The organism is Actinoplanes siamensis (assembly GCF_016862395.1).
GTDB classification, from domain to species: domain Bacteria; phylum Actinomycetota; class Actinomycetes; order Mycobacteriales; family Micromonosporaceae; genus Actinoplanes; species Actinoplanes siamensis.
The window spans coordinates 1-21908 of the sequence record NZ_BOMW01000090.1; the positions used below are offsets into that span (position 1 = coordinate 1).

The following is a 21908-nucleotide window of genomic DNA, read 5'->3' on the forward strand; positions in this document are numbered from 1 at the left end:
CCGGGGGCCGGGGGCCGGGGGCCGGGGGCCGGGGGCCGGGGGCCGGGGGCCGGGGGCCGGGGGCCGGGGGCCGGGGGCCGGGAGCCGCCGGCCGCTGCCCGTTGTAGAACCACTCCGGGAACGGAACAGGTCAGCCCGGACGCGCCGGGCTGACCTGTGGTGGTGGGCCGCCAGGGACTCGAACCCTGAACCTATGGATTAAAAGTCCACAGCTCTGCCATTGAGCTAGCGGCCCGCCGGATGCCAGCGTACCCACCGGCATCCGTTCCGCAATCATGCACCCGCCGCCGCATCGTCCGCCTCCGTAATAGCAGTCAGCACAGGTACTCCCGGACCGCCCCGCGGGCCTGGTGGATGCGAGACTTCACGGTCCCCTCCGGGATGCCCAGATGTTCCGCGATCTCGCGGTACTCCAGCTGGCAGATGTCCCGCAGCACCATCGGCGCGACCAGCTCCGCGCGCCGGCTCTCCAGGCGCTCCAGCGCGTCCAGCAGGTCCAGCCGGGATCCGGCGATGACGCTGGTGGTGCGGGCATCCGGAACGTCGAACGGTGGCACGTCGTGGGCCTGCTCGGCGGCCCGGCGCTTGAGCGAGCGGTACGTCTGCCGGGCGCTGTTCGCGATGATCACGTGTAGCCACGTGCTGAACCGGGAACGGCCCTCGAAGCTGCCGATGTTCCTGGCGACCTGCAGCAGCACGTCCTGACAGGCCTCCTCGGCGTCCTGGTAGCAGGGCAGGAACCGGGCGCACCGGCGCAGCACCGACGGCTGTATCCCGGCCAGCAGCGTCTCCAGTGCCGCCCGGTCGCCGGCCGCCGCCCGCGTGGCGAGTTCCTCATGCACTGTGGATCATCCCCCGTCGTACTCGCGCTCATAATATGAACGTGTCAGGTCCCATCAACATCGGGCGATATCGCGTGATCGGGCGCCTCGGATCCGGGGCGTTCGCCACGGTGTGGCTGGCCGAGGACGACATCCTCGAGTCGCAGGTCGCCATCAAGGTGCTGGCCGACAACTGGGCCCACCACCCGGACGTGCGGGCCCGCTTCGAACAGGAGGCGCAGGTGCTGCGCCGGGTCGACTCCGAGCACCTGGTCCGGGTGCACGACTACGGCGAGCTGCCGGACGGCCGGCCGTACCAGGTGATGACGTACGCGGACGGCGGCACCCTGGCCGATCGCCTGGCCGGCGGGCCGATGCCGGTGCCGGCCGCGCTGCGTACCGCCGCCGCGATCGCCGAGGCCGTGGAGGTGCTGCACGAGTCGGGCACGCTGCACCGCGACCTGAAACCGTCCAATGTCCTCTTCACCACGGTCCGCGGCCGGGAACGGGTCCTGGTGGCCGATCTGGGCCTGGCCAAGTCCATCGCGCACGCCTCCGGGTTCACGGTGGTCGCCGGGACTCCCGGTTACATGGCGCCGGAGCAAAGCCTGCCCGGTGGCGGCCTGGACGTGCGCGCCGACGTGCACGCGATCGGCGCTATGACGTACCAGATGCTGACCGGGCGGACCCCGCTCGAAGCCAAGGGTGTCGCCCCCTCGAAGCTGCGCCCCGGCCTGCCCCGACAGATCGACCAGGCGGTGCTCCGGGCGCTGGACGCGGACCGCGAGCGGCGCTGGCCTTCGGCCGTGGCGTTCGCCTCGGCGCTGGACCTGTCCCGGAGGCGGCGGCGCCCGCTTTCCCGATTCGGCGGTACAGCGTTGGCCCTGGCCGCCGTGGCCTCGCTCGGCGGGGCGGTGGCGCCGGACGGCACCCCACCCGGCTGGGTCCGGGTGAGCGACACCGGAGGGGTCGTCTCGATCGCCGTTCCCCGTTCGTGGGCCGTCCAGCTGCGGGACCGCGGCTGGGACGCGGCGGCGATCGGGCTGCCCGCCGGCACGTCACCCGGGCTGCAGGTGGGCGCCGATCTGGCCGGTCCGGCCGGTACCTCGCCGATGGTGCTTGTCGGCACGAGCCGATGGATCCGCGAGCCGTCCACCGCTACGCTGCCCGTCCATGCCGGCTGCGCCCGGCAGCCCGACCGCCGGGTGTCCTTCGGCGGGCTGACCGGGCGGGTCCGGCGCTGGACCGGCTGCGGCGGAACCGATCCGTCCTTCAGCGAGGTGCTGCTGGCCGGAGGCGGTGACCTCGGTGTCTACCTGCAGATCCGGCAGGACGAGCGGGTGGACCGCACCGACCGGGTGCTGGCCACGCTACGGCTGACTTACTCGTAGCAGTCCTGGCCCTTGATCTCGAGCCAGAGTCCGGTGACCTTGTTGTTCCGGAACATGAAGCGGTAGTTCACCGTGGTGGTGGCGGCGGCCCAGGCGCGGCCGCTGCCGGCGGTGATGGTGTCGTCGACCTCGCTGGGCCGTAAATCGTCGTACGCCGCCCGGACCTGCTTCATCGTGCTGCCCACCCGGACCCCTTCGGGGGTGTGGAGCTGCCCGTAGGCCGGGATCGAGACCACGCCCTTCCGTGGCGAGTGGACCACCACGGCGTCGGGGTGGTTCTTCAGGTGCGAGGAGCTGCAGGAGGTGCCCCCGTCCCGGTAGCCGGCGATCAGCCCGGTGGCCTGGGCCTGTGCAGCGGTCATCCCGATCCGCAGCGCACCCAGCCCGGTCGGGCCGAGCACGGATGCCGCGGGCGGCCGGCTGGTCGCCGTGGAGGGCCGGCTCGTGCCCGCGGCCGGGGGTGAGGTGCCCTTGGATGCCGGGGTGACGTGCGGCTTGGTGGCGACCGGGGTGGACGTGGCTGAGGCCTGCGGAAGCGCGCCCACGGGCGCCGCGTCACCGGCGACGTGCCGGGGCGCGTCGTTGCAGGCGGTGACGGGCAGGGACAGGGCGATAGCCGTGGCCAGAGCTGTGATCGTACGTCGCATCAGGATCTCCTCAGGTGTTGTCTTTCCACTAGGTGCGATGCGACGTTCGAGGCCGGGGTTCTCGACTTGATGTAACGGCTGGGTAACGGATCACTGCCCTGTTCAGTCTCCGGCCATCACATGGTCAGCTGCATCGGGAATCCTCTTGATTCATGCAACGTACTTCCGGAATCGCCGCGCTCGTGGCGCTGACCACTTTGGCCGCCGGCGTGCCGGCCGTCGCCTCCGCGCGGCCGGAACGCGAGATCAGCGCGAACGCGGAGACCCCGGCGCTGTACGACGACGAGGCCGGCGGCGACGCCGACGACCCGGCGATCTGGGTCAACCAGGCGAACCGGGCCCGCAGCCTGGTGATCGGCACCGCCAAGAACGGCGGCCTGCGGGTGTACGACCTGACCGGCCGGGAGATCCAGTCGATCGCCACCCCCGAGGGCGGCCGTTTCAACAACGTCGACCTGATCTCCGGGTTCACACTCGGCGAGCAGCGTGTCGACCTGGCCGTCGTCACCGACCGCGGCCTCGACAAACTGCGCATCTACCGGATCAGCCCGGCCGGCCTGACCGACGTCACGTCTGCTGACGCCCCGCTGCTGTTCGCCCGGGGCCAGGCCGAGGTCGAGGGACAGGCCACCGGGTACGGCCTGGCGACGTACGACAGGTATGCCGTGGTCAGCCGCCGGCACAGCACCCGCCTGGGGATCTTCCGCCTGGAGGAGAAGCAGGGCCGGGTCACCTACCGCACCTCGGACACGCTGGACCTGCCGAGCTCGTTCCGCCTGCCGAACGGCGGCACCTGGTCACCGTGCCAGGAGCCGGGTGAGGGCCCGCAGGTCGAGGGCATGGTGGTGGACGCCGAGGCGGGCGTGCTCTACGCCGCGCAGGAGGACGTCGCCCTGTGGCGGATCAACCTGTCCGGGGGCACGTTCAGCAGCATCCCGCGGATCGTCGAGCGGACCAGGGAGTACGGCGTGCCGGCCACCTGGAACGCGGTGACCGGGGAATGCGACCCGGACTCCACGGACGACCCGGGGCTGGGCGGCCGCATCGCCGCGGACGTGGAGGGCGCCACCATCTACTCCGCCGGCCGGCGCGACGGCTACCTGATCGTCTCCAGCCAGGGCGACAGCAGGTTCTACGTCTACGACCGGCGCACGAACCGCCCGGTCACCCTCTTCACCGTCGCGGACGGCCCGCGGGCCGACGGCGTCCAGCACTCCGACGGCGCCGCGGTGACCTCCGTGGCGCTGCCGGGTTACCCGAAGGGCCTGCTCGTGGTCCACGACGGCGAGAACACCCCGGACGGCGGCCGTACCAGCACGAACTTCAAGTTCATCGACTGGCGCAGCCTGCATCTGGCGAAGATCTGAGATCCGTTCCTGCCGGAGTCGGGCGACCTGCTGCCACCACGCGTCGATCTCCGGCGGGGCGTCCACGTTCACCCGCTCACCGGGGCGCGGGACGGCCAGCCGGACGGCCCGCGCCTTCGCCTCGCGCCAGGTGCGCTCGGCGGGCTCGGCCCACTTGTGTGTCGCCAAGCCGAAAGTGGCCCAGTGCACCGGATCATCAGGCCGCCGCGACCGGCGGGAGGGCGGCGAGCGACAGCGACGGGCTGGTCGGCGCGTCGTTGCGGAACCTGCCGTCGGAGAGCTGCGGCGAGGCCTCGACGCGGGCACAGCGCGCCTCGGCCGGCTCCATCAGGAACGCGGCGGCTCACTTGAGGGTGTATTAGCTGGTCGCGGAGCTCCTGGCGTGCGAACGTCGGTGGGACGCGCCGGAGCGGGATGGGGCCTGCCCGGCGCGGCTGGGATCGGAGTGGACGCGTGACCGGGTGGGACGAGGAGCAGCTGGCGGCCGGATTCCGGTCGATGGTGCTGCTGGCCGCGTTGGTAGGGCGGGGTGGCCGGACGGCCGCCGTGGTGCCGACGGTGCGGCTCCGGACGGGTGAGAGGCAGTACGGCTGGCTTCCCGCGGACGTGGCCGGCGACGGCCGCCGGATCGTGGTGATCACCGATCAGCGGATCGTCGTGGATGTCCGGGAATGGCCGCTGCGGGCGATCACTGGAGTCCAGGTGGACTCCGGCGACTGGGCGGTGACGTTGCGGATGCGCGACCGCCAGGCGCCGCTGGTCCTCAGCGGCGCCTGGGTGCCATGGCTGGGCGTGGTCCTCTGCGCCGAGCTCTACGGAAAGGCGTTCCCACCGGCCGGCGCGGTCGGTGAGGCGCACTCCGTGGGTGGGGGAGTGACGCGGGCGGATGTGCCCGGGCCGCGCGTGCCGGCCGGATCAGTAGACCCAGACCTTCGTCTTCAGCGGGAGCGCGTTGTTGTTCCACAGCCAGTTCATCGCGGCGATCGACACCCGGGCGCAGCCGTGTGAGGCGGCGTAGGGAGGAACGCTGTTGGCGCCGTGCACGGCGATGCCGCCGTTGAAATACTTCGGGCGCCAGAGCAGGCCCAGCGGCGCGTCGCGCCAGCCGTCGATCTGGCGGGTGACGGTGAACCTGCCGGGCGGGGTGTCGGCCAGGTAGGTCTCGCCGTTCTGCTGGTAGTGCTCGTTCGAGCCGGTCGAGGTGTTGAAGATCTGCGTGACCCGGCCGTCGTCGACAAGCATCAGCAGCTGCCTCCTCAGGTCGATCTCGACCATGCGGCCGCTCGTCGACCTCGCCGTCGGCCGGACGCCGGCCTCCAGGGCGGTCAGCGTCCGCGGGCCGACCGTGCCGTCCCGGCCGATGCCGGCGGCCTTCTGCAACGCGTAGACCGCCTGCTGGGTGGTGCCGCCGAAGTTGCCGTCGGCCTTGCCGTTCCAGTAGCCCAACTCGGTCAGGCGCTGCTGTAGGGCGAGCACGTCGGCGCCCTTGGCGCCCACCTTGAGTTTCCGCGGCGCTGACGGGGAGACCGACGGCACACCGCCGGGGAGCGAGGACGAGGCGGGCCCGGACGGCGAGGCGGGCGCGGAGGGCGAGGCGGGCGCCGTCGATGCGGTGGGCGTGGCCGACTGCGACTCCGGTACGCCGGAGGGCGCGCTCCCGGCCTCCGGCTCGCCCGAGTCGCACCCCGTGGCCAGGGTCAGCGCCGTCACCGCGGCGACCGCGATCGCCAGAACTCCGCGCACCAGGGGTCCTCCTCACCGATCGGCCGGGTCGGTCGGCGACCCATTCACCACCGTCCACCGATGATGCCCGATCGTCCACCCGTCCGGGTGGGTGACCTCCGCGCCTGTGGACAAGGGGTGTGGAAAAAGAGTCAAGTAGTCTTCGGCTATGTCGTGGAAGGCGAGCGCCCGACATGGCGTGCGGGAGGCGCCCGGGGGTTTCGCCCTCGTTCAGGAGTTGCTCAACACCCGCGCGGCGATGTCGTACGGCCCGGATCTGCTCGGCGGCGTCGAGGACGCCCAGTGGTGGGTGACCGACGCGCTGGCCACCTGGTCCCGGGTGTCCGGGCTGCCCGCCCCGACGCTGCTGCTCTCCGCCACCGACCTGCGCTCGCTGCGCCGGCTGCGGTCCGCCTTCGAGCAGGTGGTGCTCGCCTCGGCGAACCGGGAGCCGCCCGGCGCGCTGCCACCCGCCGACGTGTCGGTCAGCCTGGCGCCGGACGCGGCCGGCTGGGTCCGGGTGGTGCCGACCGGGCGGGGCACGCGGTGGCTGGCCTCCGCGCTGTGGGCCGAGGCGCTGCTCGCCCAGCAGGCGGGGCTCTGGCCGCGGCTCAAGCTGTGTCACAACGCGGCGTGCCGGGCCGCGTTCTTCGACATCTCGCGTAACAACAGCGGCGTCTGGCACGACGTCAGCACCTGTGGGAACACGGCCAACCTGCGGGCGTTCCGGGAACGGCGCCGGCTGCTCGGCCACAGCCGGGAACTGGAGGTCGGCCGCGGCCCCGACCCGCGCTGAGGCGCCGGCGTAGGCGGGCCGACGTCCGCCACGCCGATGCCGGTGGCCAGGGCGGCGACCGTGATCGGGGACCGGCCGGGAACCAGGGGCGGATCTCGCGCGACTATGGGTGCATGGCGTGTGAGCGGTGGCGCGAGATGCTGTCGGCGCAGTTGGACGGTGAGGACGATCCGGCCCTGCGGCCGCTGGTCGACGAGCACCTGGCCGGCTGCGCGGCATGCCGGGAATGGCTGGACGCGGCCGCGTCGGTGAACCGGCTGACCCGTACCGGAAAAATGCCTGAAGTGCCGGATCTGACCGCTGCCATCCTGGCCGCCCTGCCGGCGCAGCCGGCCACCCGGGCGAGGTGGTGGCGACTGCTGCCGGTGGCGGCGCTGCTCTACGTGTCGCTCGCGCTGGTCGGCGCGGTGCAGATCATCCTGGGGCTGGCGCAGATCGGCGGGGCGTCCGGGGCCGGGCACGTGCATCTCGGGCTGTCCGCCGCGCCGGGGCACCTGTGGAACGAGTCAGCCGCGTGGAATGTCGCGGTCGGCGCCGGGTATCTGTTCATCGCGCTGCGGCGGACCCGGCCGGTCGGGCTGGTGCCGATGCTCTCCGCGTTCGTCGGGATGTTGCTGCTGCTCTCGGTCAACGACCTGACCGGCGGCCGGGTGGACGTCACCAGGCTGGTCGGCCACGGCTTCGTGATCGCCGGATATCTGCTGGTGGTGGCGCTCTCCCGGGGTGCCGGCGGGTCGGTGCGGCCGCCCGGCTCGCGGATCGGCGCCGGGTGGCGCTTCGACGGCACGGCCGAGAGGGAGGACGAGGCGCCGGTGGCGCGCCGGCCCGGGCTGCGGCTGGTCCCGCCGTCCGGCCCGCTCACCGCCCGCCACGATGCCGCCCGCGACAGCGGCGACCGGCATCAGGCCGCCTGAACGCGCGCGACCGCGAGCGACCCGGACGTGGCGTCACCGGGGCGGGCGGACGGACAGCTCTCGCCACTCGTCAGGCCCGTTGAGCAGGGCCCGGACCATGTCGAGCGCGGCGTCCTCGCTGTCGTACTCGAAGAAGTGGGAGGTGCCGTCGGAGCCGCCGGCGCGCTGCTCGACATACCACTGGTCGCCGTTGGTCCGGAGGTAGACGTCCTTCCGTGCGAGACGTCCCCATTTGCCGTTCCACCAGTGCTTACGCTGCTCCATCCCGGCACTGTATCGAACATCTGTTCGAACCGTGCCGGGAGGGCGAATCTTTTTCGTCTCGGGTCAGCGGGGCGGTTCCGGCCGGCGCTGCAACACCTCGTCCACGGCGCTGCCGTACACGTTGCCCTGGCCACCACGGCCGGCGGACGCCTGGGCGACGAGCGCGTCGCGGATCTCGGTGAGCAGCTTGACCTCCTCGCTGGGCGCCTTCGGCGGGGGCTCCTCGCCGCGGCGCCGGCGCTCGGCCAGCTTGTTCAGCGGGAACACGACGAGGAAGTAGAGCACCGCCGCGGTCAGCAGGAAGGTGATCAGCGTGTTGATGAACGAGGCGTAGGTGAACTCGATGCCCTTCTTGGGGACGAACGAACCGGCCAGCTCACCCGTGCCACCGGTGATCCACTTGATCAGTGGCTCCAGGAACGACTTGGTGAAGCTGGTGACCACCGCTGTGAACGCGGTACCGATGACCACACCGACGGCAAGGTCTACGACGTTGCCGCGCATGATGAAGTCTTTGAAGCCTTGGAACATCTTTTTCACGGGCACTCCCGGGGGGCCGAGGACAATCCGGCAACGGGTTCCCGCTGCCGGTCGGCGACAAACTACGCGCCGACCGGGCGCACGTCGAAACGTGACGGGTCAGTCCAGCGCCGGTTCCTCGGCACTGACCGCCTCATCGACAGTAGGGTAGGTGTGCAGGACTTCGACCAGGCCGCTCACCTCGAGGATGCGCAGCACACCACGCTGCGGCGCGGCCAGCCGGACCGTGCCGCCAGCGTCGTCGGTGCTGTTCTTCGCACGGACGAAAACGGATAGCCCGGTGGAGTCGCAGAACGACACCTCGGCCAGGTCGAAGACCAGCCGGGTCCGGCCTTTCTCCAGCAGGTCGCTGATCTGGTCCTGCAGTTGCGGGGCGGTTGCCATGTCGAGCTCACCGGCCACCGACACGACGACCATGTCGCCGCGCTGTTCGGTCTGCACCGTCAAGGACATTCGGGGACCTCCTGTTATTGCTGAACGGTACTCCACGTACCGGGGGGATGCGCGGTGAGGCGAAGGGCTTGACCTCGTCCGTTAGTTGGTCTACAGCAATTAACGGACACCCTGATGGTAAAGTCCGGCCGTTGCGCACGGATCGTGTGGTGGGGGAGGGCAGCGGTGCCGCTGAGTCCGGATGAGGCGGGTCGCTTCGCGGACCTGCTCGAGAAGCAGGCCGACGGGCTCGTCGCCCGATGGGCGGAGCTGGTGGGCGGCAGTCTGCTGGGCAGGATGAGCCGGCCGGAGCTGGAGCGTCAGACCAGGGACCTGCAGAAGAGCTTCCAGCAGGCGCTCGCCTCGGGGGCGCGGGATCTGACCGACGCGGAGGCCGGTGAGCTGCGGGCCCAGCTCGGTGAGCTGTCCAGCAACCGGGCCCGGCAGGGCTTCTCGGCGAACGAGACAGCGGTCAGCGTGTTCGCCCTCAAGCAGGCGGTCATCGAGCTGCTCGGGGACACCGCCGACGCGCAGGCGCTGCGTGGCTACGTGGCCTTCTCGGCCTTCGTGGACGGTGCCGCGCTGTTCACCTTCGACAGCTACGTGCGCGTCCGGGAAGCGCTGATCGCCGACCAGGCGGAGCAGCTGCTCGAGCTCTCCACGCCGGTGGTGAAGCTGTGGGAGGGCGTGGTCGCCGTCCCGCTGGTCGGCACGCTCGACTCGGCCCGCGCCCAGGTGGTGATGGAACGCCTGCTGCAGACGCTCGTCGAGACCGGCTCGCCGCACGCGATCATCGACATCACCGGCGTGCCGGCGGTGGACACCCAGGTGGCCCAGCACATCCTGAAGACCGTGGTGGCGGCCCGGCTGATGGGCGCCGACTGCATCATCTCCGGCATCCGGCCGCAGATCGCGCAGACCATCGTCGCGCTCGGCATCGAGTTCGGCGACATCGCCACGAAGTCCTCGCTGGCCGACGCGCTGCGCTACGTCCTGGGGAAGAACAGCTACAAGGTCGTCGGGGCCAACCGGACGGAGCGCTGACGTGGAACGCGTCCCGGTCCTGAAGATCGGCGACATCCTGCTGGTCTCCATCCAGATCGACATGGAGGATCAGGTCGCTCTCCAGCTCCAGGAGGACCTGGCCGAGCGGATCGTGGCGACCGGCTGCCACGGTGTGATCATCGACATCAGCACGCTCGACATCGTCGACTCGTTCGTCGGCCGGACCCTGGCCACCATCGCGTCGGTCTCCCGGGTGCTGGACGCCGAGACCGTGGTGGTCGGCATGCGGCCGGCGGTCGCGATCACCCTGGTCGAGCTGGGGCTGTCGCTGCCGGGGATCCGCACCGCGCTCAACGTCGAGCTGGGCATCGAGATGCTGGCACGCAGCCGCGCCGAGACCGAGGTCGAGCTCGACGACGAGGATGACGCCGACCAGGCCGCGGTAACCACATCGTGAACCAGGAGAGCAGGCTGATCCCGGTCGCCACCGACCAGGACGTGGTCCGTGTCCGGCAGCTGGTCCGGACCGTCGCCGTGGAGGCCAAGCTCTCTCTGGTGGACCAGACCAAGCTGGTCACCGCGGCCAGCGAACTGGCCCGCAACACGCTCGTCTACGGCGGCGGCGGCACCGTCGAGGTGGGCCGGGTGCGGTCCGAGATCCGGGCCGGGATCCGGATCGTTTTCGCCGACCAGGGGCCGGGTATTGCCGACCTCGACCTGGCTCTCACCGACGGTTACACCACGGGTGGCGGGCTGGGGCTGGGGCTGAGCGGGGCCCGCCGGCTGGTCGACGAGTTCGCCATCGACACCGCGCCCGGCAAGGGTACGACGATCACCATCACCAAATGGTGCCGATGAGCGGAGGAACGGTGGCGTCGGTACCCGAGGGACTCCTCGACGAGGGGGTCTGGTTCCGGGTGGAGGCCGCCGGGACGGCCGCGGCGGTACGCCGTACCGCCGAACGCCTCGCCGCCGGCCTGGCCATGCCGCAAGGCCGGATCGCGGAGCTCTCGATCGTCGCCGCCGAGGCAGCGGGCAATCTGGTCAAGCACGCCCAGCAGGGCATCATCCTGCTCCGCGCGACGCGCACCGCCGAGCAGGCCGGCGTCGAGCTGATCGCGATCGACAGCGGTCCGGGCATCGCCGACGTCCAGCAGGCGCTCGGCGACGGGCACTCCACCGCGGGCACCCTGGGCATCGGGCTCGGCGCGATCCTCCGCCAGGCCAGCCGCTGGGACATGTACTCGCTGCCCGGCAGGGGCACGGTCCTGGCCGTGCAGGTATGGGCGGACGCCCCGCCGGAGCCGCCCTGGGCGGCCGGGTTGACCCGACCGATCACCGGCGAGACGGTGAGCGGCGACGCGGTCGCGAGCCGCGAGGTGGACGGCCGCCGGCAGCTGCTGGTCTCCGACGGGCTGGGGCACGGCGGGCTGGCCGCGGCCGCCTCGCACGAGGCGGTGCGGGTCTTCCGGCAGACGCCGGCGGGCTCCCCGGCGTCGGTGGTCGAGGCGCTGCACCGCACGCTCGGGCACACCCGTGGCGCCGCGCTGGCCGTCGCCGAGCTCGACCCGGCGGCCGGCCTGGTGCGGTACGCCGGGCTGGGCAACATCTCCGGCACCGTGTTCGGCCCGGACGGCGCCCGGCGCGGCATGATCTCGATGCCCGGCATCGCCGGCCATCAGCGCCGCCAGATCCGGGAGTACGACTACCCGCTGGTCCCGGGCGCGGTCGTGGTGATGCACAGCGACGGCGTGGTGGACCGCTGGAACCCGGCGGACTACCCGGGCCTGCTGACGCGTTCGCTGGAGGTGGTCGCCGGCACGGTGCTGCGCGATGCCGGCACCCGCCGGGACGACGCCGGCGTACTCGTGGCCCGGTTGTCATGACCGCGGCCGAGCCGCTGATGCGCATGCGCCTGCGGGTCGAGCAGGACATCTTCGCGGTCCGGCAGCTCGGCCGGGAGGTGGCCCGCGCGGTCGGGCTGGAGTCGCAGGACCAGACCCGGATCGCCACCGCGCTGAGCGAGGTGGGCCGAGTGCTGCTCGGCGCCGGCTCGGAAACTGACGTGACGTTCACGGTTGAGCCCTACGGGGTACCAACCCTCCAGGTGACAATGGCATATTCGGCAACCGGCGGAACGCCTCGCCTGGCCGAACAATTGCAGCTGGTCGGCCGCCTGGTCGACACGATGGAGGTCGACGATGAGGGTGCCGGCACGACGGTCCGGATGGTGCGGCGTCTACCGCTCGGCGCCCCGGCCCTGACCCCGATCCGGATGGACGAGATCCGCGCCAGCCTGGCCCGGCACGTGCCGGGCAGCCCGCTGGACGAACTGGCGGTCCAGAACCGGCAGCTGATCGCCGCGCTGAACGAGGTCCGCGCCCAACGTGACGACCTGGCCCGGCTGAACGCCGAGCTGGAGGAGACCAACCGCGGCGTGATGGCGCTCTACCACCAGCTCTCCGACGAGCTGGAGGAGACGAACCGTGGCGTGGTCGCGCTCTACGCCGAGCTGGACGAGAAGTCGGTGCAGCTGCGGGCGGCCAGCGAGGCGAAGAGCCGGTTCCTGGCCAACGTCAGCCACGAACTGCGCGCCCCGGTCACCGCGATCATCGGGCTCGGCCGGCTGCTCACCGACTCCTCGTCGGACCAGCTCACCGAGGAGCAGAGCCGTCAGGTGGAGCTGATCCGCGCCTCGGCGAGCGACCTGCTGACCCTGGTCAACGGCCTGCTCGACCTGGCCAAGGCGGAGGCCGGCCGGATCGAGCCGAACTGGTCGCAGGTCGACCTCAAGGCGGTGTTCGGCCAGCTCCGCGGCACTCTGCGCCCGCTCGCCACCCGGCCCGAGGTGGAGTTCGTGGTGGACGAGCCGGCCGTGCCCACCCTGCGCTCGGACGAGGTGCTGCTCGCCCAGGTGCTGCGCAACCTGCTGACCAACGCGCTGAAGTTCACCGAGGCCGGCTCGGTGCGGCTGAGTGTGCGGCCGGTCGGCGACGAGGTGGAGTTCGTGGTCGCGGACACCGGCATCGGCATTCCGCCCCAGCTGCAGGAGCGCATCTTCGAGGAGTTCTACCAGGTGCCCGGCAGCAAACCGGTCAGCGGCAAGGGCACCGGCCTGGGCCTGCCCTATGCCCGCCGGCTGGCCGGGATTCTCGGCGGCGGCCTGCGCGTCGACTCGGCCCCCGGTGAGGGCAGCACGTTCACCCTCCAACTGCCGGTGACGTCGTGACCGAGCTCCCGCGCGGCGAGAAATCCGTGCAGCACCGGACAAGAGCCACGGTCCTGGTCGTCGACGACAGCGCCACCAAGCGGTACCTGCTGGTGAGCTGGCTCACCCGGGCCGGGTTCACCGTGGTCGAGGCGGAGACCGGCGGCGAGGCCCTGCGCAAGCTGGCCGATGAGGATGTCGAGGCCGACCTGGTGGTGCTCGATGTGAAGCTGCCGGACATGAGCGGATTCGAGGTCTGCGAGAGGATCAAGACCGATTCGCGGTACGGCATCCTCCCGGTGATCCACGTGTCCGCGCACGCGGTCGACGTCAACGACCGGACCCAGGGGCTGAACCGCGGCGCGGACGCCTACCTGGTCGAGCCGATCGAACCGGACGAGCTGATCGCGACGGCCCAGGCGGTGCTCCGCTACTACCGGGCGCGCCAGCGGGCCGAGCTGCTCGCCGCGCGGATGGTCCGGCTGGCCGAGACCACGCTGGCGATCAACTCGGCGTCGACGCTGTCGGCCCTGCTCGAGGTGGCAGCCCTGGGCGCGGCGGACATCTTCGGCGGTCCGGTCGTGGTGGTCGCCGAGACGTCCGAAGGGGAGAGCCTGGCCGCCGCGGGACCGCCCCCGGTCGTACGCAAATGGGCTGTTCCTCGTCACCGCGTAGCGGTGGGTTCGCTGGTCCGCACGGACGAGACGGCCGACTGGGACGTGGTCGAGTGGCCGGAGGGCGAGACCGTCGCGGTCGCCGCGGCCCGGCTGCGGATCGACCGGCCACCGGTCTACGTGGCGGTCTCCGGCAGCTCGCAGACCCCCGGATTCCCGGTGCTGCGCCAGCTCTCCCAGGCGGTCGCGGCAGCGGTGGAGGCGCAGCGCTCGTTCGACGAGGAGCACCGGATCGCTGTCACCCTGCAGCGCAGCCTGCTGCAGTCGAGGCTGCCCGAGGTGCCCGGCATCGAGCTGGCCGTGCGGTACGAGCCGGCCGGCGCGCAGACCGAGGTGGGCGGCGACTTCTACGAGCTGACCATGCTGGCGGGCAAACTGCTGGTGGCCATCGGCGACGTGGCCGGGCACTCGCTGCACGCCGCCACGGTGATGGCCGAACTGCGGCATGCCGTCCGGGCGTACGCGGTGGAGGGTCACTCGCCGGGGGCGGTGCTGGAGCTGGCGAACCGGTTCATGCGTACCGTGCTGCCCGCCGACTCGGCCACGCTCTGCCTGCTCACCCTGGATCCGGCGAACGGCCGGATCCGGATGGCCTCGGCCGGTCACCTGCCGCCGCTGCTGCACGTGGCCGGCGAGGCCCGCTTCCTGCAGCCGCGCGGCGCGCTGCTCGGCCTGGACGCGCCGCAGCGCGCCGAGCTGGAGCTGGAACTGCCGCCGGGCGGGACGCTGGTGCTCTACACCGACGGGCTGATCGAGCGGCGCGACGCGGACATCGACGAGGGGCTGCGCGCGCTGGCCGGCTGCGCGGCCGAGGTGGAGCCGGATCTGGACGCGTTCTGCAGCCGTCTCCTGACCCGCCTGGGCGGGTCAGGAGAGCAGGCCGACGACATCGCCGTGGTCGCGCTGCGGCGTTCCTAGAAGAGGTACTGGTACTTCTGGTAGCCGGTGCCGATCTGCTGGCGGGCGGCGAAGGTGCCCTTGCCGGTGCCCAACTGGCGGTAGAGCTTGCCGGCGGTGTCGCGCAGGAGCAGGTCGTTGTGGCCGTCCTCGTTCAGGTCGCCGATGCCGATGACCGCGTTGTATCCGGCGTACCCCGAGCCGATCTTGACGTTGGCCCCGAAGGTGCCGGCGCCGGTGCCGGCCTTGCGGTAGAGGTTGCCCTTGCTGTCGATCACCAGCAGGTCGGCCCTGCCGTCGCCGGTGATGTCGCCGGGGCCGATCAGTTTCAGTCCCTTGTAGCTGCCGCTGAGCTTGACGCCGCTGGCGAAGGACTTCTTGCCGGTGCCGTTGTAGCGGTACAACTCGCCGGTCTTGGCGTCGCGGGCGAGCAGGTCGGCGTTGCCGTCACCGGTCAGATCGCCGGAGGTGAGCAGCGAGTCGAACCGGTTCCAGCCCGATCCGATCTTCACGACGCCGAGCGCGCTGGTGCCCGGGTAGGTGTCACCCGGATAGCCCCACAGGTAGCCGTTGCCGGTGCGAGCCAGGACGTCGTTCCTCCGGTCGCTGTTCAGGTCGCCGAACGGCACCAGCGCCGAGACCTGGCTGTTCCCGGGGCCGATGTCCCAGTTGTCGGTGTAGCCCCAGTTGTACAGCGAGGTGCGGCCCCGCTGGGTGATCCACCAGTCGCCCTCGTCGCTCTCCCGCACGGCCAGCACCGACGGCAGGCCGTCGCCGGTGTAGCTGTGCAGTTTCGGCGCACCGCCCCAGACCGGCACGGTGGAGGTGCCGGCGGTGGTGGTGACGCCGTCCGGCGTGGTGGCGGACAGGGTGATCCGGTACATGCCGCTGGTCGCGGCCTTCTTGTCGGGCAGCAGACCGTCCCAGGACACGACGACGTCCCGGGCGGTGGCGCCGCCGCTGCGGGTGGCGGCCACGCCGCCGGTCGCGATCTCGGTGATCGTCGCCTGCCAGGCGGAGACCGGGCGGCTCAGCGCGAAGGTCCGGGCCCACTTGGTGGCGGCCTCGTAGCTGAGATTGACGACGTCGGTGCTGTCGCCGGTGTAGATCACCGAGGGCGGCGTGCCCGGCAGCGCCGGATCGATGACGTGTACGGCGTTGGCGGCGTCCACATAGGCCACGTCACCGCCGAACCGGTCGACGGTCCAGGTGATGTTCCGGTCGTCGGCCAGGGCCGGGTTCCGGTCGACGGTGCCGAGGGTGACCGGGTTCGGCAGGGAGCGCAGGCTCAGGTCGTACCGCAGCAATCTGTTGGTCTTGAGATCGTGCCGGACGGCGAAGCCGTCGCCGAGCGAGTACTGACCGGCCGGTAGCGACAGGCTGTTTCCCGGGCCCAGGTTGTAGACGCCGGACGGGCCGTCCGGGCCGCACGACCAGAGCACCTGCCGGGCGTTCGCCTGCACCTCGGACGGGGTGCACGGGGCGCCGATCGAGATGGCTGGAGAGGTGGTGTCGGCGGCCAGGTTCTTCGCCTGGATCGTGCCGGGACCGGCCGTCCAGAGCGTGTCCAGCCAGAGGGCGGCGCCGGTGATCGGGCGTTCCACGGGTGGGAGCGAGCCGCCGTTGCGGATGAGGTACTGCTTCGCCGGGCTCGTGGTGTCGACGAGCGTGTAGTTCTCCGAGACGTCGACCAGGCGGCCGCCACCCGCCGGAACCAGCGCGTTCCAGCCGTCCGGGCCGGCGAACCGGTAGTGGACGGTGGTCGAGGTGGCGCCCGCGGAGACGTGGACGGTGCCGGAGCGGCTGCCGTCGATGGTCCGGACACAGGCCACGTCGACGGCGCACGGAGTGGCGTCCGGCATCGTGCCGCCGTAGCCTCCGGGCCCGGTGCCGGGCGGGAACACCTGGTGGTTGCTGAAGTCGTAGACCGTGGCCTCGCCGGGGCGGGCGGTCGCCCGGACGTGCCGGAGCAGGCCCCGGTGGAGGGTGACACCGGCGTTGACGGCCGTGCGGACCTCGGAGAGCACCGGGGTCACGCCCTGCGGTGTGACCTGTCGGACGGCCCAGTCCTCCGGGCCGGAGCCACCCAGCACGAGGGCGCCGACCGGCGACGCGACCATCGAGTACGCCACCCCCGGGCTCTGCTCGATGACCTGTTGTTCCGTGCCGTCGGCGGACAGCAGCCGGACCGGCACCCGGGCGCTGCCGTACGCGGTGGCACGGACCAGGAGACGGTCACCGACCAGCGCCATGGTGCCGGAGTTCGGCTGCGCGATGACGGCCGGCTCACCTGCCGTGCCGTCCATGATCTCGGAGCGGGCGAAGACCTTCAGATCGGTGTTGATCCGGAAGGCGATGTGGGTGCTCGACAGCAGGGCGGCCGGTTGCACCGCGCCGGTCATCGCCGGGATTAGCCCGACCCGGCCGGTCGCGTAGTCGACCAGGCCGAACCGGCGTCCGGTGACGCCGGGGGACTGGAAGGAGACCACGATGCCCCCCGCGTCGGAGGCGGCCGCGACAGCGGTCACGGCGGTGGCGCCCTCGGGCAGGCCGGTGATCGGGATCGTGGTGAACGTGCCGTCGGTGGCGAACCTCCGCAGCACAGGCCCACCGGTGGAAGCCAGGCGGACCACCATGGTGTCACCGGAGAAGGTGACGAAGGTGCCGTCGTCGGGCAGCGCCGGATGCAGCCAGTCGCCGGTGGTGAGGTCCAGCAGGTTCACCGCGCCGGCGACGGTGTGGCCGGGAACGTCGACCTTGACCCGCACCCGGTCGCCGCCGGCCTTGTCCAGGCCCGGCGCGGTGACGCCGGCGAGGTCGGGAACGGTCCGGGTGACGCCGTCGGAGTATCGGGTCCAGAGCCAGGGCGCGTTCGTCGAGTACTGGTGCAGGAAGCCGGTCCGGCCGGCGAACACGACCAGGTCGGTGAGGATGTCGGTGCTGGTGTAGGCCGGGACTACGGTGACCTCGGACGGCGCCGGTGGCGCAGCGGGCGCCGCGGAGGCCGGGACGGGACCGGCGAGGGAAAGGACAGTGCAGCCGGCGGCTACCAGGCCGCGGCGCGCCACTGTGGACATGGGCTCGTCCCCCGATGAGTAGATATCGGGGGAGCGTAGGAGATCAAGATCAGCCGGGCAAGGCCGGAACGGTATCGTTCCGGCCTCATCCGTTCGGTCAGGCGTCCTCGTCGAGACGGCAGGTGGCGGCGAGGCCACGCCGCGATCGGACATGCCGGCGCGGCCTCTGCGAGTCGTAGCCGGGCTTGACGGCAGCTATTCACTCAGTGAATAGTACCGGCCATGTCCACGGCACACGTCCTGCTCGGGTTGCTGGCCGCCGGCCCCCGGCATGGCTACGACCTGAAACGGGCGCACGACGACCGCTTCCCGCAGGCGAAACCGCTCGCCTACGGCCAGGTCTACGCCACCCTCGGGCGGCTGGAGCGGGACGGCCTGGTGGTGCGCTCCGGGCAGGATCAGGAGTCCGGGCCGGAGCGCACGTCGTACGAACTGACAGACCTCGGCCGCGAGCGGCTGGACACCTGGCTCACCGAGGTCGAGCCGCCCGCGCCGTACGTGAGCGGCACCCTCTTCAACAAGGTGGTGGTCGCGCTGCTGGCCTCCGGGATCGACCAGGCCACCGGCTATCTGACCGCGCAGCGGGCGGCGCACGTGACCCGGATGCGGGAGCTGACCGCGATCAAGACCAGGCCCGGTGCGAACGTCGGCGACGTCGTCGCCGCGGACTACGCCATCGGGCACCTCGACGCCGACCTGCGCTGGTTGCGGACCACCCTGGCCCGGGTCGCCGAGCTGCAGAAGGAAGTGACAGCGTGAGCGAAGCACTGTTGACCGCCACCGGCGTCACCAAGAGCTACGGGGCCACACCGGCCCTGCGCGGGGTGGACGTCACCGTCGCCGCGGGCGAGATCGTGGCGATCACCGGCCCGAGCGGCTGCGGCAAGTCCACGCTGCTGCACTGCCTGGCCGGGATCCTGCGCGCCGACCAGGGCTCGATCGTCTACCGGGACCAGGACATCAACCTGTGGTCCGAGGCGTCCCGGTCGCGGCTGCGGCGCACCGAGTTCGGCGTGCTGTTCCAGTTCGGGCAGCTGGTGCCGGAACTGACCGCAGTGGAGAACGTGGCGCTTCCCCTGCTTCTCGCCGGTTCGGGGCGGCGAGAGGCAGGGGAAGCGGCGCTCGGCTGGCTCGACCGGTTCGGCGTCGCCGACCTGGCCGAGCAGCGGCCCGGCGCGATGTCCGGCGGCCAGCAGCAGCGCTGCGCGGCGGCCCGGGCCCTGGTCACCGAGCCGCGGGTGATCTTCGCGGACGAGCCGACCGGCGCGCTGGACCAGCTCAACGGCGAGCAGATGATGACCGCGATGGTGCGGGCGGTGCGGGAGCAGGACAGCTCGTTGGTGCTGGTGACGCACGAGGCGTCGATCGCGGCGTACGCGGACCGGGAGATCGTGCTGCGCGACGGCGCCGCCGACCCGAGCGGCATCGGGATCCCCGGATGAGGGCCGGCACCCTGGTCCGGCTGAGCCTGGCCGGCAACCGCACCGACCGGCTGCGGACCGTGCTGACCGCGGGGAGCGCCGCGCTCGCCGCGGTGGCCCTGCTCGCCGCCGCCACCGTCGCGGCGATCCACGGCGGCAACTGGATCCCGGACCCCGCGCAGCCGGACGGCGGCGGCCAGATCATGGCGCCCGGCTCCGAGCAGTACACGAGCCCGTTGCTGGTCGAGGCGGGGCTGCGGCCCGGGGTGATCTTCGCGCTGCTGATGCTGGCGTTGCCGGTGCTCGCGCTGGCCGGGCAGTGCATCCGGCTGGGCGCCCCGGCCCGGGACCGGCGGCTCGCCGCGATCCGGCTGGCCGGGGCGACACCGGGGCAGGCGGTGCTGATCGCCGGGGCGGAGACCGCGGCGGCCGGGCTGCTCGGCTCGATGGCCGGGTTCGGTGTCTACCTGGGGCTGCGCGTGGCGCTCCACCGGCGGGGCGCGGACGGCCGGCTGGTGCTGCCCACCGACGTACTGCCGAATCCGTTGATCGTGATCGTGGTCCTGCTGACCGTCCCGGTGCTGTCCGGGCTGATCGGAGTGCTGCTGATGCGCCGCGTGGTGATCACTCCGCTCGGCGTGGTGCGGCGGATCCGGGACCGTGGGCCGCGTCCCTGGCCGGGCGTGCTGATCGTGCTCGGGCTGGTGCTGTTCGCGCCGCGGACGCTGCACCTGGCGCCGGCGGACTGGCGCATGCCGGAGTGGGCTCCGCTGGCGATGATGGGCGCCGGGGTGCTGTTCGTGATGATCGGGGTGGTGGCCGGCACCGGGTGGATCTCCTACACCGCCGGGCGGTTGTTGCGGCGGTACGGGCGCGGCCCGGTGACGCTGCTGGCCGGGGCGCGGCTGATGGCCGATCCGTGGAACGGCAGCCGTACGCTCGGAGCGCTGCTGGCCGCCGTCGTCTTCGGCGCCGGGACGCTCGGCTTCCGGGCCGACCTGAGCGCGGAGTTCGACGCGCGGGCCCGGTTCGACGAGCTCGCCGATCCGCAGGGCGGCCGGTACGGGACGGGCGACACGGGGTTCTACTACGGCGCGATCCGGCTGGTGATGATGGCGGTGACGATCGGGCTGGTGGTGGCGGCGGGCGGCATGCTCGTCACGTTCGCCGAGGGGATCGTGGCGCGGCGCCGGGCCTTCGCGGCGATGACCGCCGGCGGGGTGTCCCGCGGCAAGCTCGGCGCGACACTGCTCCTGACGACGTTCGCACCGCTGGTCCCGGCTCTGCTGCTGGCGCTCGGCTCGGGGGCGTCGCTGATGCGCACCATCCGGACCGGGGTGACCGTCGGTGGCGGCGACCCCTACCAGGTCTGTGTGGACCCGAAGGCGCAGGACTTCTCGGTCTGCGCCCGGAGGACCATCGTCGACCCGCTGGTGCACTGGCCGATCCCGGTGCCGGTCGGGCAGCTCGCGCTGCTCGGCGGTGGGGCGCTGCTGGCGATGCTGCTGGTGGCCGGCGCCGGGATGCTGGTGCTGCGCTCCAGCACGGACGTCGCGGAGCTGCGGGCGGGCTGACCCGGCTTCCCGCGGGGGTCCGGTGGCTCAGAACAGGTCTCGCGGCTCGGCCATCTCGAGCTCCGAGGCCAACGCCGGCGGCGCCGACACCACCACGACCTTGCCGCCGCGGGCCAGCAGCACCTGCTCCACCCCGCCGACGATGTCGGTGACCCGCCGTGCCGGGAGGCCGGCCGGCAGGACCGCGTGCACCGTGCCCAGCCCTGCCGAACCGCGCAACGGCACCGGGGCGCCGCAGAGGTCGCGCAGCGCATACGTCACCGACTGCAGCGCCTCCGGACGCACCGAGATCCGCACCGCGACGTCCTGGGCGCCGAACGGATATCGCCCCCACCACCGCGGGCCTTCCGGAGCCAGCACCGTCGCGGCGCCCCAGGCCCGGGCCAGCCGGGCCGAGCGGCCGTCGACCGCGGGCGCCTCGCCCTCCAGCAGCACCGCGACCGTGCCCTCGGCCGCGCCCGGCAGGTCCACCTCGATCGCGCTCGGGTCGAGATCGAGCGCCACGGCCTGGTCGACCAGCTCGGCCACCCCGGCCGGCGTGGTCACCGAGCACCCCACCCAGCGGCGGTCCGCGGGCAGCGGATGCACCCGCAGCGTCGCCGAGGTGATCACCCCGTCGATCTCGGCGATCCCGGGGCGGCCGTCCTCCCCGTCCGACTCCAGCTCGTCGCCGGACGCCTCGGCGTAGCGCAGGCTCTCGGTCTGCGTGGCCGGGCTGCCGAACCGGTGCGCGAGCGGGCCGGACTCGTTGACCGCGAGCATCCCGCCGACCGTGGCGCGGGGTGACGGCGGGTCCACCGCCAGCCGGCGGCCGCGCAACGCGAGCGCGGCCTGCACCGCCGCGACCGGCGTCCCGGCCGCGACGACGGCGGACGTGCCGTGGTGGCTCCACATCCCGTTCAGCCGGCCGGTGTCGAGGATGAGGTCCAGCCCGGCGGGTGGCCGTCCCCAGTCGATTTTGCTGCCGGAGCCCCGGGCCCGCACGCTGAGACCGCGCTCGGCGGCGAGGCGCAGTGTCGCCGCGGCGGCCGGCCCGGTGGCGGGCACGGCGACGAACCCGGCGCGTCGCCCGCCCACCTGGTCCACCGACCGCGCCTGCCGCGCGAGATCGGGGCCGCAGATGTCCACGAGCGCATCGAGAAGGGAATCAGGCACGTC

Annotated in this window: 23 protein-coding genes, 1 tRNA gene and 1 pseudogene; 14 read left to right on the plus strand and 11 right to left on the minus strand. The window is 72.2% G+C overall.

Annotated elements, in window-relative coordinates:
* Positions 1 to 160 precede the first annotated feature (160 nt).
* Positions 161 to 235 (minus strand) — tRNA-Lys (locus Asi03nite_RS35095).
* Between the two features lie 79 nt (positions 236 to 314).
* On the minus strand, positions 315 to 842 hold the full coding sequence (locus tag Asi03nite_RS35100; RefSeq protein WP_203684828.1) for an RNA polymerase sigma factor: 528 nt from the start codon (positions 840 to 842) through the stop codon (positions 315 to 317).
* 41 nt (positions 843 to 883) lie between these two features.
* Between Asi03nite_RS35100 and Asi03nite_RS35105 the strand changes: the two genes are divergently transcribed.
* Complete coding sequence (locus Asi03nite_RS35105) at positions 884 to 2212, plus strand: serine/threonine-protein kinase (RefSeq protein WP_203684829.1); 1329 nt, start codon at positions 884 to 886, stop codon at positions 2210 to 2212.
* Here the strand turns inward: Asi03nite_RS35105 and Asi03nite_RS35110 are convergent.
* Complete coding sequence (locus Asi03nite_RS35110; protein WP_203684830.1) at positions 2203 to 2859, minus strand: hypothetical protein; 657 nt, start codon at positions 2857 to 2859, stop codon at positions 2203 to 2205. The genes Asi03nite_RS35105 and Asi03nite_RS35110 overlap by 10 nt on opposite strands.
* A gap of 152 nt (positions 2860 to 3011) precedes the next feature.
* Here Asi03nite_RS35110 and Asi03nite_RS35115 point away from each other — a divergent pair, with 152 nt between their 5' ends.
* A complete protein-coding gene (locus Asi03nite_RS35115; RefSeq protein WP_203684831.1) occupies positions 3012 to 4226 on the plus strand; it encodes a phytase in 1215 nt (404 codons plus the stop codon).
* 21 nt (positions 4227 to 4247) lie between these two features.
* Here Asi03nite_RS35115 and Asi03nite_RS38305 read toward each other — a convergent pair.
* Positions 4248 to 4418: pseudogene (locus Asi03nite_RS38305) on the minus strand (MBL fold metallo-hydrolase); the annotation flags it as partial.
* Between the two features lie 4 nt (positions 4419 to 4422).
* On the minus strand, positions 4423 to 4554 hold the full coding sequence (locus Asi03nite_RS38715; protein WP_275409524.1) for a hypothetical protein: 132 nt from the start codon (positions 4552 to 4554) through the stop codon (positions 4423 to 4425).
* Positions 4555 to 4679: 125 nt separating this feature from the next.
* Between Asi03nite_RS38715 and Asi03nite_RS35120 the strand changes: the two genes are divergently transcribed.
* Complete coding sequence (locus Asi03nite_RS35120; RefSeq protein WP_203684832.1) at positions 4680 to 5234, plus strand: hypothetical protein; 555 nt, start codon at positions 4680 to 4682, stop codon at positions 5232 to 5234.
* Here Asi03nite_RS35120 and Asi03nite_RS35125 read toward each other — a convergent pair.
* Positions 5142 to 5969, minus strand: a complete 828-nt coding sequence (locus tag Asi03nite_RS35125; RefSeq protein ID WP_203684833.1) for a L,D-transpeptidase family protein — start codon at positions 5967 to 5969, stop codon at positions 5142 to 5144. The two genes, Asi03nite_RS35120 and Asi03nite_RS35125, sit on opposite strands and share 93 nt — an antisense overlap.
* 148 nt (positions 5970 to 6117) lie before the next feature.
* Between Asi03nite_RS35125 and Asi03nite_RS35130 the strand changes: the two genes are divergently transcribed.
* On the plus strand, positions 6118 to 6744 hold the full coding sequence (locus tag Asi03nite_RS35130; RefSeq protein ID WP_203684834.1) for a CGNR zinc finger domain-containing protein: 627 nt from the start codon (positions 6118 to 6120) through the stop codon (positions 6742 to 6744).
* A gap of 113 nt (positions 6745 to 6857) precedes the next feature.
* Entirely contained in the window at positions 6858 to 7658 is an 801-nt protein-coding gene (locus tag Asi03nite_RS35135) for a zf-HC2 domain-containing protein (RefSeq protein ID WP_203684835.1), read from the plus strand.
* Positions 7659 to 7691: 33 nt separating this feature from the next.
* Here the strand turns inward: Asi03nite_RS35135 and Asi03nite_RS35140 are convergent, their stop codons facing one another.
* The 3 genes from Asi03nite_RS35140 to Asi03nite_RS35150 all read right to left on the minus strand — a co-directional run bounded on the left by Asi03nite_RS35140 (position 7692) and on the right by Asi03nite_RS35150 (position 8915).
* Positions 7692 to 7922: a hypothetical protein gene (locus tag Asi03nite_RS35140; RefSeq protein ID WP_014687363.1), complete on the minus strand. Its 231-nt coding sequence runs from the start codon at positions 7920 to 7922 to the stop codon at positions 7692 to 7694.
* Between the two features lie 63 nt (positions 7923 to 7985).
* Entirely contained in the window at positions 7986 to 8453 is a 468-nt protein-coding gene (mscL, locus tag Asi03nite_RS35145) for a large conductance mechanosensitive channel protein MscL (RefSeq protein WP_203684852.1), read from the minus strand.
* Between the two features lie 108 nt (positions 8454 to 8561).
* Positions 8562 to 8915, minus strand: coding sequence for an STAS domain-containing protein (locus Asi03nite_RS35150; protein WP_203684836.1), 354 nt, complete (start codon positions 8913 to 8915; stop codon positions 8562 to 8564).
* A gap of 165 nt (positions 8916 to 9080) precedes the next feature.
* Between Asi03nite_RS35150 and Asi03nite_RS35155 the strand changes: the two genes are divergently transcribed.
* Genes Asi03nite_RS35155 through Asi03nite_RS35180 form a run of 6 tightly spaced genes read left to right on the plus strand, consistent with a single transcriptional unit; the run spans position 9081 to position 14699 of the window.
* Complete coding sequence (locus tag Asi03nite_RS35155) at positions 9081 to 9938, plus strand: STAS domain-containing protein (protein WP_203684837.1); 858 nt, start codon at positions 9081 to 9083, stop codon at positions 9936 to 9938.
* A gap of 1 nt (position 9939) precedes the next feature.
* On the plus strand, positions 9940 to 10356 hold the full coding sequence (locus Asi03nite_RS35160) for an STAS domain-containing protein (protein WP_203684838.1): 417 nt from the start codon (positions 9940 to 9942) through the stop codon (positions 10354 to 10356).
* Positions 10353 to 10757, plus strand: coding sequence for an anti-sigma regulatory factor (locus tag Asi03nite_RS35165; protein WP_203684839.1), 405 nt, complete (start codon positions 10353 to 10355; stop codon positions 10755 to 10757). The genes Asi03nite_RS35160 and Asi03nite_RS35165 overlap by 4 nt, the downstream gene beginning before the upstream one ends.
* Positions 10754 to 11785, plus strand: coding sequence for a SpoIIE family protein phosphatase (locus Asi03nite_RS35170; protein WP_203684840.1), 1032 nt, complete (start codon positions 10754 to 10756; stop codon positions 11783 to 11785). Before Asi03nite_RS35165 ends, Asi03nite_RS35170 begins: the two co-directional genes overlap by 4 nt.
* Positions 11782 to 13128: a sensor histidine kinase gene (locus tag Asi03nite_RS35175; protein ID WP_203684841.1), complete on the plus strand. Its 1347-nt coding sequence runs from the start codon at positions 11782 to 11784 to the stop codon at positions 13126 to 13128. The genes Asi03nite_RS35170 and Asi03nite_RS35175 overlap by 4 nt, the downstream gene beginning before the upstream one ends.
* A complete protein-coding gene (locus Asi03nite_RS35180) occupies positions 13125 to 14699 on the plus strand; it encodes a SpoIIE family protein phosphatase (RefSeq protein WP_203684842.1) in 1575 nt (524 codons plus the stop codon). Before Asi03nite_RS35175 ends, Asi03nite_RS35180 begins: the two co-directional genes overlap by 4 nt.
* Here Asi03nite_RS35180 and Asi03nite_RS35185 read toward each other — a convergent pair.
* Positions 14696 to 17755, minus strand: coding sequence for an FG-GAP-like repeat-containing protein (locus Asi03nite_RS35185; RefSeq protein ID WP_203684843.1), 3060 nt, complete (start codon positions 17753 to 17755; stop codon positions 14696 to 14698). The two genes, Asi03nite_RS35180 and Asi03nite_RS35185, sit on opposite strands and share 4 nt — an antisense overlap.
* Positions 17756 to 17977: 222 nt before the next feature.
* On the opposite strand from Asi03nite_RS35185, the gene Asi03nite_RS35190 reads away from it, so the two are divergent.
* The 3 genes from Asi03nite_RS35190 to Asi03nite_RS35200 are packed head-to-tail and all read left to right on the plus strand — an operon-like array spanning position 17978 to position 20750.
* Entirely contained in the window at positions 17978 to 18514 is a 537-nt protein-coding gene (locus Asi03nite_RS35190) for a PadR family transcriptional regulator (protein ID WP_203684844.1), read from the plus strand.
* A complete protein-coding gene (locus Asi03nite_RS35195) occupies positions 18511 to 19197 on the plus strand; it encodes an ABC transporter ATP-binding protein (protein ID WP_203684845.1) in 687 nt (228 codons plus the stop codon). The genes Asi03nite_RS35190 and Asi03nite_RS35195 overlap by 4 nt, the downstream gene beginning before the upstream one ends.
* On the plus strand, positions 19194 to 20750 hold the full coding sequence (locus Asi03nite_RS35200; protein ID WP_203684846.1) for an FtsX-like permease family protein: 1557 nt from the start codon (positions 19194 to 19196) through the stop codon (positions 20748 to 20750). Before Asi03nite_RS35195 ends, Asi03nite_RS35200 begins: the two co-directional genes overlap by 4 nt.
* 27 nt (positions 20751 to 20777) lie before the next feature.
* Here the strand turns inward: Asi03nite_RS35200 and Asi03nite_RS35205 are convergent, their stop codons facing one another.
* A complete protein-coding gene (locus Asi03nite_RS35205) occupies positions 20778 to 21905 on the minus strand; it encodes an FAD-binding oxidoreductase (protein ID WP_239103156.1) in 1128 nt (375 codons plus the stop codon).
* Positions 21906 to 21908: the final 3 nt, after the last annotated feature.